The organism is Polyangium sp. y55x31, from assembly GCF_029946505.1.
In the GTDB taxonomy this organism is placed as follows: Bacteria; Myxococcota_A; Polyangia; order Polyangiales; family Polyangiaceae; genus Polyangium.
Genome location: NZ_JARZHG010000005.1, coordinates 403,818 through 417,552, shown reverse-complemented (window position 1 = coordinate 417,552; position 13,735 = coordinate 403,818). Strand labels below are relative to the sequence as shown.

12 protein-coding genes are annotated in these 13,735 nt (G+C 68.1%); 8 read left to right on the top strand and 4 right to left on the bottom strand.

The window, feature by feature from the left end; translation table 11 throughout:
- The first annotated feature begins 19 nt into the window (after window positions 1-19).
- From QHF84_RS13290 to QHF84_RS13280, 3 genes are read left to right on the top strand one after another with little or no spacing between them, the layout of a single operon-like run.
- Entirely contained in the window at window positions 20-2,002 is a 1,983-nt protein-coding gene (locus tag QHF84_RS13290; RefSeq protein ID WP_281313634.1) for a hypothetical protein, read from the top strand.
- 34 nt (window positions 2,003-2,036) lie between these two features.
- A complete protein-coding gene (locus QHF84_RS13285) occupies window positions 2,037-3,506 on the top strand; it encodes an HAD-IG family 5'-nucleotidase (protein ID WP_281313633.1) in 1,470 nt (489 codons plus the stop codon).
- A 34-nt stretch (window positions 3,507-3,540) separates the two neighbouring features.
- The gene (locus QHF84_RS13280) at window positions 3,541-4,446 is read left to right on the top strand and encodes a PAS domain-containing protein (protein ID WP_281313632.1); all 906 of its coding nucleotides are present in this window, start codon (window positions 3,541-3,543) and stop codon (window positions 4,444-4,446) included.
- Window positions 4,447-4,474: 28 nt separating this feature from the next.
- Here QHF84_RS13280 and QHF84_RS13275 read toward each other — a convergent pair whose 3' ends face one another.
- Window positions 4,475-5,614, bottom strand: coding sequence for a vWA domain-containing protein (locus QHF84_RS13275; protein WP_281313631.1), 1,140 nt, complete (start codon window positions 5,612-5,614; stop codon window positions 4,475-4,477).
- Window positions 5,615-5,885: 271 nt separating this feature from the next.
- Here QHF84_RS13275 and QHF84_RS13270 point away from each other — a divergent pair, with 271 nt between their 5' ends.
- Window positions 5,886-6,815, top strand: a complete 930-nt coding sequence (locus QHF84_RS13270) for a CAP domain-containing protein (protein ID WP_281313630.1) — start codon at window positions 5,886-5,888, stop codon at window positions 6,813-6,815.
- 4 nt (window positions 6,816-6,819) lie between these two features.
- Here QHF84_RS13270 and QHF84_RS13265 read toward each other — a convergent pair whose 3' ends face one another.
- Complete coding sequence (locus QHF84_RS13265; RefSeq protein ID WP_281313629.1) at window positions 6,820-8,652, bottom strand: radical SAM protein; 1,833 nt, start codon at window positions 8,650-8,652, stop codon at window positions 6,820-6,822.
- 419 nt (window positions 8,653-9,071) lie between these two features.
- Between QHF84_RS13265 and QHF84_RS13260 the strand changes: the two genes are divergently transcribed.
- Complete coding sequence (locus tag QHF84_RS13260) at window positions 9,072-9,506, top strand: zf-TFIIB domain-containing protein (RefSeq protein ID WP_281313628.1); 435 nt, start codon at window positions 9,072-9,074, stop codon at window positions 9,504-9,506.
- Here QHF84_RS13260 and QHF84_RS13255 read toward each other — a convergent pair.
- Both QHF84_RS13255 and QHF84_RS13250 read right to left on the bottom strand, forming a co-directional pair.
- Window positions 9,503-10,000 carry a hypothetical protein gene (locus tag QHF84_RS13255; protein ID WP_281313627.1) on the bottom strand — a complete coding sequence of 166 codons (498 nt, stop codon included), beginning with the start codon at window positions 9,998-10,000 and terminating at the stop codon, window positions 9,503-9,505. The genes QHF84_RS13260 and QHF84_RS13255 overlap by 4 nt on opposite strands.
- Window positions 10,001-10,121: 121 nt before the next feature.
- Window positions 10,122-11,198: a vWA domain-containing protein gene (locus tag QHF84_RS13250; protein WP_281313626.1), complete on the bottom strand. Its 1,077-nt coding sequence runs from the start codon at window positions 11,196-11,198 to the stop codon at window positions 10,122-10,124.
- A 261-nt stretch (window positions 11,199-11,459) separates the two neighbouring features.
- On the opposite strand from QHF84_RS13250, the gene QHF84_RS13245 reads away from it, so the two are divergent.
- The 3 genes from QHF84_RS13245 (at window position 11,460) to QHF84_RS13235 (ending at window position 13,681) form a co-directional block, all read left to right on the top strand.
- Window positions 11,460-11,861 (top strand): hypothetical protein, encoded by a 402-nt coding sequence (locus QHF84_RS13245; protein ID WP_281313625.1) that lies wholly within the window; start codon window positions 11,460-11,462, stop codon window positions 11,859-11,861.
- Window positions 11,862-11,948: 87 nt separating this feature from the next.
- Window positions 11,949-12,926, top strand: a complete 978-nt coding sequence (locus QHF84_RS13240) for an ATP-binding cassette domain-containing protein (RefSeq protein ID WP_281313624.1) — start codon at window positions 11,949-11,951, stop codon at window positions 12,924-12,926.
- A gap of 2 nt (window positions 12,927-12,928) precedes the next feature.
- Window positions 12,929-13,681 carry an ABC transporter permease gene (locus QHF84_RS13235; RefSeq protein WP_281313623.1) on the top strand — a complete coding sequence of 251 codons (753 nt, stop codon included), beginning with the start codon at window positions 12,929-12,931 and terminating at the stop codon, window positions 13,679-13,681.
- Window positions 13,682-13,735: the final 54 nt, after the last annotated feature.

The following is a 13,735-nucleotide window of genomic DNA, read 5'->3' as shown; positions in this document are numbered from 1 at the left end:
CTCTCGGTATGCTGCCTCGGTGCGCCGCGCCCTTGCCTTCTCCCTTCCCCTCGCCGCCCTGCACCTCGTTGCCTGCAGCGACCCCGCGGAGCTGCCCGTGCCGCCGGAGACCGGCATCGTCGCGCTCTACGGCAAGCCCGCCGAGACGGCCCTCACGCCCTATCCGTCCGATCGATACACGACGGCCGATACCGCCACGGCGACGGGCCGGCGCGTGCACATCGGGCCCGAGACCGCCGCCGATCCGCTCGTGACGGGCTACCAGGGCACGGTCGATTTGCTGAACGAAATGGACGGCTTCTCCACGATGGGCGGGGTCGTGGTGAATTTCAGCGGCCCCCTCGACGCGCGTTCGCTCGTGCTCGCGCCGTACGCGGAGCCGCCCTTGCTCGGGCCCATCCTCGACGCGGAGGACTACAAAAAACCGGGCGCGCCGCTCTACCTCGTCGACGTGGATCCGGAATCGCCCGAGCGCGGAAAACCCGTCGGGCTGATTCCCCGCTGGTTCCCGCAGCCCGACGACGGCTTTTACCCGGACGATTTCACCCTGGTCGCGGAGCCCGCCGTGCCGCTCCGGCCCGGGACGCGGTACCTGTTCGTCGCGACGAACGTGCTCCGCGCGGACGACGGGAGCCCCGTGCGGCGATCGCCGGACATGCAGGCGCTGCTCGAAGGAAGCGCCGAGGGCGAATACGGAGACGAGGTGCGCGCGGCCATCGCCGAAGCCGCGCCGAGCGGCCTTTTCCGCGCCGAGGACGTCGTGCTCGCCACGGCCTTCACCACGGCCACGGTGCGCGCCGGGATCGAGGCGATGGGCGTGGCCGCACGAAAAGCGCCGCCACCCGCGCTGCTCACGCCGTTCGAGGTCGAGACGCCGGCCGAGCCCGGTGGACGCGTGCGATTCCGCGGGGTGTACGAGGCGCCCGAGTACCGCGGCGAAACCGGAAAATGGTCGTTCGAGGGAGGGACGCCCGTCGCCGGCAAAAAAGCCGGGCTCGAGGTGTTCCTGGCGTTCTCGAAGGCCGAGGTGAGCGGCAAGAGGCCCGTGGTCATTTACGGGCACGGGCTCGGCGGCGACAAGGACGGCACGTGGGGCACGGCCCAGAGGCTCGCGGCGATTCACCCGAACGGCGCGGCCGTCTTCGGCATCGACTCGCCCGAGCACGGCTCGCGCGCGAAAAATCCGGACCAGAATGCCCTGCTCGCCGCGTTCGGCTTCTTCGGCATCGACAGCGCCACGGGCGAATTCGACATCGGCAAGGCCCGGGACAACTTCCGGCAAATGGCCTCCGATCAGCTCGAGCTCGTGCGGCTCGTCGCCACGCTCGGATCCCTCGATCTCTTGCCCGCCGGCGCCCCGGACGGCGAGCCCGACCTCGATACCTCGCGCATCCTCTACATCGGCCATTCGTTCGGGTCCGTGCAGGGGCCGACGATCCTCGCGCTCGCGCCCGAGATCCGGCAAGCCGTCTGGAACGTGGGCGGCTCGGGGCTCATGACGCTGCTCCGCGACTCCGGCACGTTCGGCCTGCTCGTCGACGCGATGCGTCCACCCAAGACGCCGGACGGCGCGCTCGCTCGATTCTTCGCCGTGACGCAGGCGATCGTGGACCCGGGCGATCCGATCAACTACGCTCGGTTCGCGTCGGGCGAACCCTTCCCCGGCGCACCCGAATCGAAGCCGCGCGACGTGCTCTTGCAAGTGGTCATGAACGACACCATCGTCCCGAACTCGACGAGCGAGGCGCTCGCGCGCGCGTCGGGCATGACGCTCATGAATGCCCTCCGCCCGGTGAGCGGCCTGCCCGCCGCGGAGGGGCCGCTCTCGGGCAACGGCAAAGCGGGCTCGACGCTGGTGATGTCGCAGTTCGACCGGATCGAGGGGACGAAGCTCGCCGTGCACGGCGAGCTCATCTTCTCGCCGGAGGCACAGGCGCAGTACGTGGAGTTTTTCCAGACGGGGCTCGCCGAGCCGTACGCGACGGCGAAGCCGCCTTATTGAAGACGAATTCGAGGGGTCGAGGAGAGTTCGAGGAATGTCGCATTTCGACGGTCTGCCGGGCAAGCCGCCGCGCGAGCGGGGCATCTTTTGCAACCGGACCATGAACATGCGGTCGATCAAGGCGATCGGCTACGACATGGACTACACGCTCATCCATTACCAGGTGGAGGAGTGGGAGCGCCTGGCGTACGAGCACCTGCGGACGCGGCTCGTCACGCGTGGTTATCCGGTCGAGGACCTCCGCTTCGATTCGGAGCTCGTGATCCGGGGGCTCATCATCGACACCGAGCTCGGCAACCTGCTCAAGGTGAACCGCTTCGGGTACGTGAAGCGCGCGATGCACGGGACGTCGATGCTCGATTTCGAGCCGATGCGCGCGGCGTACGCGCGGACGATCATCGACCTCGCCGAGCCGCGGTTCGTCTTTTTGAACACGCTCTTCTCGCTCTCCGAGGCGTGCATGTACGCGCAGCTCGTCGACCTCGCGGACGCCGGGAAAATGCCGGCCGGGACGGGCTACGAGCAGCTCTATCGGCTCGTGAAGAGCGGCCTCGACGAGGCGCACATGGAGGGCCGCCTGAAGGCCGAGATCATCGCGGATCCGGACCGGTTCGTGGTGCTCGACCCGGAGGCGCCGCTCGCGCTCCTCGACCAGCAGCGCGCGGGCAAGAAGCTCCTCCTCATCACGAACTCGGAGTGGGGATACACGGACGCGATGATGCGGTATGCATTCGAGCGTTTCCTGCCGAATGGAATGCGGTGGCGTGATCTCTTCGACGTGGTGATCGTCCAGGCGCGCAAGCCCGATTTCTTCATGCAGAAATCGCCGCTCTTCGAGGTCGTGAGCGAGGACGGCCTGCTCCGGCCCTGGATCGGGCCGCTCAAAGAAGGCGGCTCGTACCTCGGCGGCGACGCGACGCAGGTGGAGCGCTCGCTCGGGATCTCGGGCGACGAGATCCTTTACGTGGGCGACCACATCTGGGGCGACGTCCGGGTGTCGAAGAGCGTCCTGCGCTGGCGGACGGCGCTCATCCTGTGGGAGCTCGAAGAGGAAGTGCGGTCCGCCTACGCTTCGCGCGTGGACGAGGCGCGGCTCGGCGCTCTGATGGAGGAAAAAGAGGCGCTCGAGCTCGCCGCCTGTCAGCTCCGGCTCCTCGCCCAGCGGCACAGGGAAGCTTATGGTTTGCCCGGGGACGCGCCGTCGTGCGACGAGGTCCTCGCGCGGCTCGGCGAGATCAAGACGGCGCTCGCCGAGCTCGACGATCGTATCGCCCCGCTCGCGAAGGCCGCGGCCGAGGTATCGAATCCGCGCTGGGGCCTGCTCCTGCGCACGGGCAACGACAAGAGCCACCTGGCGCGGCAGATCGAGCGTTCGGCAGACATCTACACGTCGCGTGTGTCCAACTTCCTCCGCTACACGCCGTATTCGTACTTCCGTTCCCGCCGCGGGAGCCTGCCGCACGACCCCTCCGGAGAAGCGCCGAGCCCGAACCCGGGGCCTTGACCGACCCCTCCCTTGGCGGGACATTGTCCGGGACATGACGAAGCACGACGAGGACTCCACGAGCGAGCTCGCGCGCGAGCTCGCCCGAGCCAAACAACGCATCGCGGAGCTCGAAGCGCAGCTCGCCGCCGAGGAGGCGGCGCGCACGAAGCAGGCCCACTGGATTTACGACGCGCTCGCGAGCGCGGGGATCGGCGTGTGGACCTGGGACATCCCGCGTGACGTCATCTCGTGGACCGACACCGTCCTCGCGATTTACGGCCTCACGCGCGAGACGTTCGGGAACAACATGACCGATTTCATGACGCGCGTGCACCCGGACGACCAGCATATCGTCCAGGTAGCCGTGGAGCGTGTGTTCACGGGGAACCCTTCGTACCTCGTCGAGCACCGTGTCCTCCGGCCCGACGGGGAGATGCGCTGGGTGCGGGGCACCGGGTTCGCCTATCACGACGCGAACGGCAAACCGTACCGCCTCGCGGGCGTGACCGAGGACATCACGGAGCGGGTCCGCGAGCAGGACGAGCGCTGTGCGATGCAGCAGCGGGTCATCGACGCGCAACGCGAGTCGCTGCGTCAGCTCGGGGCGCCGATCATCCCGCTCACGAAAAACGCGCTCGCCATGCCGCTCGTCGGGACGTTGACGCCCGAGCGGGCGACGCTCGTCACCGAGACCTTGCTCCACGCCGTGACGGAGCGCGCCGCGGAGCACGTGATCCTCGACGTGACGGGCGTGCCGTCGGTCGACAACGAGGTCGCCGACGGGCTTTTGCGCGTGGCCCAGGCTGTGCGGCTGCTCGGCGCGGAGGTGGCGCTCACAGGCATGCAACCCGCCGTGGCGCAAGCGCTGGTGGAGCTCGGCGTGGACATGAGCTCGTTCGTGACGAAGGCGGACCTGCAATCGGGAATCCGCTGGGCATCGAAGCGCGCGCAGCGCTAACGTTCGTCGGGGGCGCGCGCCTCGGGTTTTACTTGGCCACCTCGGTCTTGCAGCCGAGGCCGATTTGCACCTTTGCGCCGAAGTCCTTGCGGACGGCGTCGCAGGTGGCCGGGCAGAACGAGATTTTCGAGGGGACGACGGGATTGTCGTAATACCAGCCGAGGCCGTTCGTGCAATTCTTGTCCTGGAGGATCGTCTCCGGTTCGCCGCCGCCCGACGGCGTGAAGAGCACGTTCACGAAGCCGGGATCGACCTCGCCGCCCGAGACCTTCGTCGGAATCTCGTAATCGCAAGGCAGCGCCTTTCCGCGGGCCTTCGCGAGCGCATTCTGGAACTCGACCTGGACGTTCACGCTGCCGACGAGGATGGCCGAATCGGTGCCGCCCGCGGCCGCGATGAGGTTCGCCGTGTCCTGCGGGACGCCCTGGAGGCCAATCACGAACGTGCGGACCTTGAATTGCGAGAGCCCCGTCGCGGCGAGGTTCGCGATGACCTGCGGGTCCTCCGGATTGACGCCGCTGCACAGGGGCGCGGGCCCGACGGGCGCGCCGTCCGTGACGAGGAGCACGGCGCAGCCCGTGCCCGGCTTTTGCTGCAATGCGTCGGCGCAGGCGAGGATGGCGCCGCCGAGCGCCGGGTAGATCGGGGTCTTGAAGCCGTTCGGGTCCTCGGCGGCGATGGCCTGAATGATCGGCTCGGCGTTCGTCGGCAGCTCGCCGAAGGGCACGACGGGCGCCTTGTAGAGCATCTGATCACACGTGGACTCGGCCGGCAGGGGGAAAAAATTGAGCGCGACCGAGGTGCCGGCCGAGCTCGGATCGTTGACGAACGCCGCGAGCCCCGCCTCGCCGCTGTTCCACTTCGTTCCCACCATCGAGCTCGACTTGTCGAACGCGATGTAGAGCGAGAGCGGCACGGACTTTCCTTCCTCGGTGATGAGGCCGCACCCGGGATCCACGGCGCCGGTCGAGCTGGAGCCGCCGCCGCTGCCGACGAAGATATCCCCGCCCGAGCCCATGCCGCCCATGCCACCCGCGCCGCCCGCGCTCCCTGCGCCGGCGCCGGCGCCGCTGGGATTGCCCGCGGGCGGCAGGTTCGAGTCGGGCGCACAGGCAACGCCGAGGGCGCATGCCGATAGAACAAGCAAAGCGGCGTGGATACGGTTCATGTCGCGATGGTGCACGATCGGGGGGAGAGACGTCAACCAGGCCGGGGCGCTCGCATCCGTGCCGCATTTTGCGACAGTGCGGGACGACCCGGGTCGGACGATCACATTCGGGCTGTACGGCGTTCGTCGAAATGGAAGAAATTCCTTGCCAAGGCAAGCTTCGGGAGAGAAAGATCCTCGCATGCGCGCGCGTCTTCTTCTTGGTACGACACTAGGTTTGATCGGGTTGGTAGGGGCAGTTTCCATCACCGGCTGCGCCGAAGGCGGGTCCGTGACGTCCGGAGGCAGCATCACCGGCAGCGGAGGCTCCGGTAACGGGGGCTCCGGCGGCTCGGGCGGCGAGGCCGGCGCTGGCGGCGGCTCGGGGTCGAGCTCGAGCTCGAGCGCATCGAGCGGCTCGGGCGGCGCGGGCGGCGAGGCCGGTGCAGGTGGCGCGGGCGGCGCAGGCGGCGCAGGCGGTGCAGGCGGCGCGGGCGGTGCGGGCGGCGCGGGCAGCGGCGGCGCGGGCGCAGGCGGCGCGGGCGCAGGCGGCGCGGGCGCAGGCGGCGCGGGGCAAGGGGCCGGAGGCGGGGGAGCCTCGTCCACCACGAGCACCGGCTCCGGCGCCGGCTGCGGGGACGGGGTTTGCGGCGGCGGCGAGAGCTGCGAGACGTGCGCGATGGATTGCGGCGCGTGTTGTGGCAACGGCGTCTGCACCGGCGACGAGACGTGCATGAACTGCGCCTCCGATTGCGGCGCATGCGAGGCGTGTATGGGCGCCGGCGCGGCCACGACCTCCCTCGACGCCGAGGAGCAAGGCTTTCTGGGCATCCTGAACGATTACCGCGCGCAGAATGGCCTCCCGCCGCTCGCGGCGTGCACCTCGCTGCACCGCGCGGCGCAGGGGCACAGCGAGAACATGCGCGACCAGAACTATTTCTCGCACAACGGCGAGAACGGCTCGAGCTTCAGCGACCGCGCCTGCGACGCCTGCTACGACCACGCCTGTCCCGTGCAGACCGCCATGGGCGAGAACATCGCCGCGGGCAATTCGACCGCGGACGCGGTGTTCACGCAATGGAAAAACTCCCCCGGGCACAACGCGAACATGCTCGGCAGCTCGTACAAGGTGATCGGCATCGGCCGCGCGACCGGCGGCGGCGATTACGGCGTGTACTGGACGACGGTCTTCGGCGGGGACACCGAGGCGAGCTGCAACTGAGCCCTCACGTCACCACGCGGAGCCGATTCCGCGGCTGGAACGAGGCATGGCTGCCCGTCTGCGGGGCGCGCATCTCGGGATTCTGGGCGCGTGGCGCGGGCGCACTCCAGACCCCGTAATCGCCCGAGAGCGGCCCCGGGAGCATCGGCTGCACGGTCCGTTCGAGGAGCTGAAAATCGTTGTGGGCTTCGAGATCGAGCGGCATGCCCCGGAGCGGCCCCGCCTGATCGAGCCACGCCTTCACCTTCTGCACGTTGCGCACGAGCACCCAGTGCTGCGGATCCTTGCGCCAGGCCTCCGTGAAGAGGTCCTGCATGTTTTTCCACGCAGAGCGCCGGGCCGCGATCACCGCGAGCATGTTCAGGCAAAGCCCGGGCAAGGGGTGGCCGAGCTCGAGCGCCCGCGACGCGTGCCGCTCCGCCGCGTCCAGGTTGTTCTCCCGGTAATGGGCGGTGGCGCAGTCGAGGTGCGCGGGAGCGTGATCGCCGAGCCGCCCGAGGATCGCCTCGCATTCGGCCGCGCTTTCCCGGTAATGGTCGCGCAGGCCGCTGTTCTCGCGGAACCAGTTGCTCATGAGCAACGTATCCTCCTCGGAGGCGTCGAAGGGCACCTTGAGCTCCTGGAAATCGCCCGTGAAATAGACCTCGGGATCGAGCCAGCCGGAGGCCGTCGCCTCCTCGTAATCGCGCGTGCCGGGATAGATGGAGAGGCACGAAAAAATGTACTGGTGGGGCCGCGCGCGGTCGAGGAACACGAGGGTCTCGCGGAACGTCTCGGCCGTCTCGCCGCGATTGCCGAGCATCATGAAGTAACGGACCTTGATGCCGTATTTTTTCGCGAGCTCGGTCGCGTCGATGATCTTCTGCACCGTGATCTTCTTGTCGACCGCCTTCAAGATCCGCGGCGAGCCGCTCTCCACGCCGAGCGAGAGCCGCTCGCAGCCCGCGAGGCGCATCTCGTAGAGCAGCTCCTCGCCGAGCACGTCGACGCGCGTGTCGCAGCTCCACAAGAATCGAATGTTCCGCTCCCGGATGCCGCGGCAGAGGTCGAGGACACGTTTTCGGTTCGTGGTGAAGGTGTCGTCCTTGACGAGGATCATCTTCACGGGCAAACGCGCCACCGTCTTTTCGAGCACGTCGAGCACGTACGGCACCGATTGCCCGCGGAATCCGCGTCCCCAGGTGTTCTCGGCTCCGCAGAACGTGCACGCCCACGGGCAGCCGCGCGACGTCATCAGGATGTGCGTGTCGAAAAACGCGTGCGGCGAGGCGAGCGTGTCGAGATCCTCGATCGAGCCGCGGCTCGGCCCCATCTCCACGCGGCCTTCGAATCGATACGCCGCGCCCGCGAGCCCGCGCAAGCTGCGGCCCGCCGCGAGTCGATCCACGATCTCGAGGAACGTGATTTCACTCTCGCCGACCGTGGCGACGTCGACCTCGGGCCAATGGTCGAGGATCTCCTTCGCGAAGGGGCTCGCGTGCGGGCCGCCGACGACGATGGGCGCCTTCGGGCGTCGCGCGCGGATCGCCTTCGCGACGAGCGCGACGCCGCGGCGATTCGCGGTCCAGCACGACATCGCGTAAAGATCGGCGTCGAGCGTCGAGAGCACCTCCTCGACCTTCGCCCACGTCATCGCCGAGAGGTTCAGGACCTTGACCTGATGACCGGCGCGAATGGCCTGCGCCGCGATCGAGAGCAGGCCGTACGGGATCTGGTAGAAATCCGCGTCGAGATCCCCCTCGCGGTACTCGGCGGGCGGCCCGTCGCCGCGCGGGTCTTCCGGCTCGCCGCGAGCCGGGATCTTCCAGGGAGGGGGATACAGGAGCGCAATACGCATCGGTGCCTCTCGACGGACCGATTGTAACGGGTCGCGAACGCCCCGCGCGTCGAAAAATCGCGTCTCACCGCTCGGTCCGCCCGACGAGGTCGAGCCCTCGACCGTGCGCCAAAAAAAGACGCGCCACGCGGACCTTGGGGGGGGGACAGGTCGACACGCAGCGCGCGAGGGGGTTGATAGCAGGGGGGTCCGGGGCGTGCAAGGCGGACGAACCCGGATCCTCCTGATTTCATTCGATCTTCATGCCCGGCGGCAGCTCCCCGCTCCACACGGGGAGCCCGCGCGGGATCCGAGGTGCACGTCCCCGGGCGCGCGTCGCATGCGCAGCGGCGCACGACGACGTACCGGCGGGCGAACGAGCTTGCCTTCGGCGCTTCCGGTTCCAGAGACGGCGCGCGCTCTGGTAGCATCGGGAACCGATGGAATGCCCTCGCTGCAAGATCGAGTTGACGAACGACCCCTATCGCGGCGCCGAGGAACGCCATCACCGGCGTGAGCGGCTCGAAGCCGTCGCGCACGAGGCCGGCGTGGAGATCGATCGCTGCAGGGGATGTGGCGGCGTGTTCCTCGATCACGGCGAGCTCGCCAAGATCCAGACGGCCGCGGCCCGCGGCGACACGAAGCAGAGCCACGCCCCGACGACGGCCCTCCAGCGCGTCTACGCGCGCGCCCGCGAGCGCGGCGCGGCGGGGGAGGCCGAAGCCGCCGCGCTCGTTTGTCCGGCCTGCGGCGGCGAGATGGCCGCGCGCAACTGGGGGTTTGGCTCCGAGGTCATGATCGACACGTGCATCGAGTGCCGCGGCGTGTGGCTCGATTCCGGCGAGCTCGAGGCGCTCGAAGACCTGTTCCGTTAAAACCCGAGCCCGGCGTGCAGGCCGAGCTCGACCCATTCGAGCGGCGTGTAGACCGAATAGGTCCCTCGATCGGACGTGCTCTGCACGGCCACGTATCCTGCGTGCACGCCGACCCGGACGATCGCCGCGCTCAAATCGATCGCTCCGCCCAGGTCGTACGTGGGTCCGCGTACGTCCTGCTGCACGATTGCGATCCCGTAATGAGCGAAGATCGTGGGTTGCACCATGCCGCGCAAGGAGAGGCGCGCCCCCGCGACCCCGCGCATCGGGGTCTCGATCGCGTTCAAGCGCAGGTAGGATCCCCCGAGCTCCGGCGTGATGGTGAAGGGCCCGAGGTTCGCGCGATACCCGATCCGGCCGCCGAGACCGCTGCCGACGTCGCCGAGGGGGCCACTGCCGGTCGTCACGACACCCACGTTCATGTCGGCGCCCAACGAGAGGCCTGCCCGGGCCGTGGAAGGGACGAACCCCACCACGCCAAAACCAGTGATCACGGAAATCAGGAAGAGGTTCCGGCGCATATTTACCTCCTGGGACGGTCTTCGCCTGACGTAAGCACGTCCGGCGCCGACCCAGGAGGCAAACGGCCCGAGCCTCGAAATACGGATTTTCGTTTCAGGCAGCCTCGGCCTTGGACCAGTCCTCGACCTCGTAAAGGAAACGCGTGCTGCCGATGAGCTTGCGGTTGTACGAGGTGCTCTGCACGAAGACGACGAACTTCTCCAGGCTCGCGGGCTTGATGCGCACGGTCGCGCCGGGCGGCAAACCGAGCATCTCGCGGGCGCGCTCGCCGCTGTAGAGATCGCCCGTCTTGCGGTCCATGAGCACCACCTCCTTGTGCCCCTGGATCGTCTCGGTCTTCATGAACTCGTAGAAGCCGCGGCCCGCCTTGAAGGTGAGGCCGTTTTCCAGGACGAACTGCTTGATGGGCATGTCGCGGTCCACGTCGAGCACCTGGAATCGGCCGGGCGGCACGGCGCGGAGGTCGGTGTCGCCGTATTCGGCGGACGCCTCGCGCTTCATCATCGTGCCGAACATCTTGTCGAGGCCGCGGTTCATGCGGCCCTGCTTCTTCACCTCGCGCTCGTAATCCTGGAGCTTCTCGTCGGACGATTGCTTGTAGCAAACCGCGAGGATCATGTCGGTCACGTAGGCGAACTGGTCGAGGCCGATGTGAAATCCGCCGCTCTTCCGCGCGAGCTCCGCGTAAAACGGCGTCGCGTGGCGGCGGCCCAGGCATTGCACGCCGTAGACCGGGATCCCGGCCGCGCCGAGCGCGTCGACCTCATTGCGCCAATCGAGCTTCTTCGGGTTCTGGTTCGGCCCGTGCGGCACGTCGTCGCCGATGAGGACGAAGACCTTCGTGTAATCCTTGGTCCACGACATCGTGCGCGCCTCGTGCAGGACGAGCTCGTAACACTCGGGCGCGTCGCCGCCGCCCGTGGGGCCGACCTTCTCCACGAAACGCACGATCGCGTCGCCGTCGTCGGTCAGGTCGAGGGCCTTCGTCACGTACGTCGAGCCGGCGTCGCAATAATCGCCGTGAGCGATGATGCCGATCCGGATCCCCGGGATCTCCTTCATCAATCGCCGCACCGTCTCGCCGACCTTGCGGCGAACCTGCGTCAAGCAGGGGTACATGCTGCCGGTGGTGTCGAAAGAAAAGACGACCTCGATCCTGTTGTCGATCATGCCCAAGCCCTCCGATTCGTCGCGACCGCGTCGCGATTGGTTCGTCCAATGTGCGCCCATTCGACGCGATTGTCCATTGACGATTCAGGTGGGTCGGACATTGTTCGACATATCGTTCGAGAATGGCGAACGCGAGAGCGATGGGCGGACATTGTTCGTCACGGGATGGACAAACGGCGCAGGGATGCGGCTTTGCAGGTGTGCGGGCTTCCTGCTAGCGTCGGCGCCCCGGCCGATCCGTCCGGAGAAAGATGCTTAACGATGCGAACGAATCACTTATCCCGTGCGCTCGCGGTCTCGTTTTCCCTCGCCCTCGCCGCCCTGATCGGCGTCGGCTGTAGCTGCGAGGAGAACGAGTTCGACGGCGCGACCTCGTGCCAGAAGCTCGTCGACGCCGCGAACGGCGTGCTCGAGACCTGCGGCAAGCCCGCCGTCGACGCGAATGACGTCTGCTTGGCTTCGACCGGCGATTGCAGCAGCATTTCCGGCTGCTCCGCCAAGGTGGACGTCGAAAGCTGCGTCAAGCACATCCAGGCCCTCTCCTGCGACAGCGTTCAGTTCCGCGAGTACGCGTTCGGCACGATTTGCAGCGACGTGCTCTCCAACATCAAAACCTCCTGCGACCGGACGAGCACCGGCGACAGCGACTGGGACGACGACTGAACGTCCTCGACGCCTCGCGCGCCTCCCCTTGCGGCCCTCGGCTTGCAAGTCGTATGAAGACGGCCCCCTCCGGCCTATCCGCACACGATGAGCCCCTCCCCCGCGATCGAGGTCCGTGACCTCTCGAAGCGCTTCGGTGACGTCGAGGCCGTCCGCGGCGTGAGCTTCACCGTGAAGGAAGGCGAGATCTTCGGGTTTCTCGGGCCGAACGGCGCCGGCAAGACCACGACGATCAAGATGCTCTGCACGCTGCTCGCGCCGACGAGCGGCTCCCTCCGCCTCGCCGGCTTCGACGTCACGAAGAGCCCCGAGGACGTGCGGCGATCCATCGGCGTGATCTTTCAGGATCCGTCCCTCGACGATCGCCTCACCGCGGAGGAGAACCTCATGCTCCACGCCGTCGTGTACGGCGTGCCCCGCGCCGAGCGCCGCGCGCGCCTCGACGAGGCCCTCGCATTCGTGGATCTCTCGGATCGAAAGAAAGATCTGGTGCGCACGTTCTCGGGCGGCATGAAGCGCAGGCTCGAGATCGCCCGCGGCCTCGTCCATCGCCCGCGCGTGCTCTTCCTCGACGAGCCGACGACCGGGCTCGATCCGCAGACGCGAAACGCGACCTGGGAGGTGCTGCGGGACCTGCGCGACCGGAACGGCATGACGTTGTTCCTGACGACCCATTACATGGACGAGGCCGAGAACTGCGATCGAATCGCGGTGATCGATCACGGGCGGATCGTCGCCGAGGACAGCCCCGAGGCGCTGAAGCGCGCCGTGGGCAAGGACGTGGTCTTCGTGCGGACGAACGAGCCCGCGGCGCTCTGCGCGGTGCTCGCCGAGCGCTACGGCCTCACGCCGGATCGGACGGAGGAAGGGCTCTGCTTCCGCGTGGAGGACGGCGAGGCGTTCGTGGTGCGGCTCGTGTCCGAGGCGCGCGTCGCCGTCACGGGCATCGCCGTGCGCCGTCCGACGCTCGACGATGTGTTCCTCGCCCTCACGGGCCGTCAGATCCGGAACGGAAACAGCGAAGCTGGTCGCGACGCGATGCGCGCGATGGCGCGGCGGAGATGAGCATGCGCGCGGAGGTCGTCTACCACCTCGCCCGCCGCGACGTCGTGAAGTTCCTGCGCGACCGGCAGAACCTCGTCGCCACGCTCGTGCGGCCGCTGCTCTGGGTCCTCGCCGTCGGCTTCGGGCTGCGGCGCGCGGTAGGCACGGGCGCGACCGGCGTCGATTTCGTCTCCTTCCTCGTGCCCGGCGTGGCCACGATGGCCGTGCTGTTCTCCAGCATGTTCTCCGCGATCTCGATCGTGTGGGATCGCGAGTTCGGGTTCCTGAAGGAGCTGCTCGTCGCGCCCGTCCCGCGCGCCACGCTGGTCCTCGCGAAGATGATCTCCGCGAGCGTGACCGCGCTCATCGAGGTCTCGGTGGTGCTGCTCGTCGCGCCGCTGCTCGGGGCGCGGATCGATCCGCTCGGCGCGCTGCTCGCGATCCCCGTGCTCGTCGCCTTCGGCATGTCCGTGAGCGCGCTCGGGATCACGGTGGCCTCGCGCATGAAGACGTTCGAGGGCTTCGGCGGGATCGTGAACTTCTTGATCCAGCCGGTCTTCTTCTTCTCCGGCGCGCTCTATCCACTCGACGGCCTGCCGCCCGCGCTCGCGGTCGTGGTGCGGCTGAACCCGATGTCGTACGCGGTCGACGCGACGCGGGGCCTCTGCGTCGGCGTGCACCATTTCCCGATCCCGCTCGACGTGGGCATCGTGCTCGCGACGCTCGCCCTGCTGGGTACGCTCGCGGTGCGCTCGTTCTCACGGATGCAGGCGTGAATCCCCGCGCCCGCGGCGCCGTCGCCGCAAGTTCTTGACGCCCGCGCGCACGAA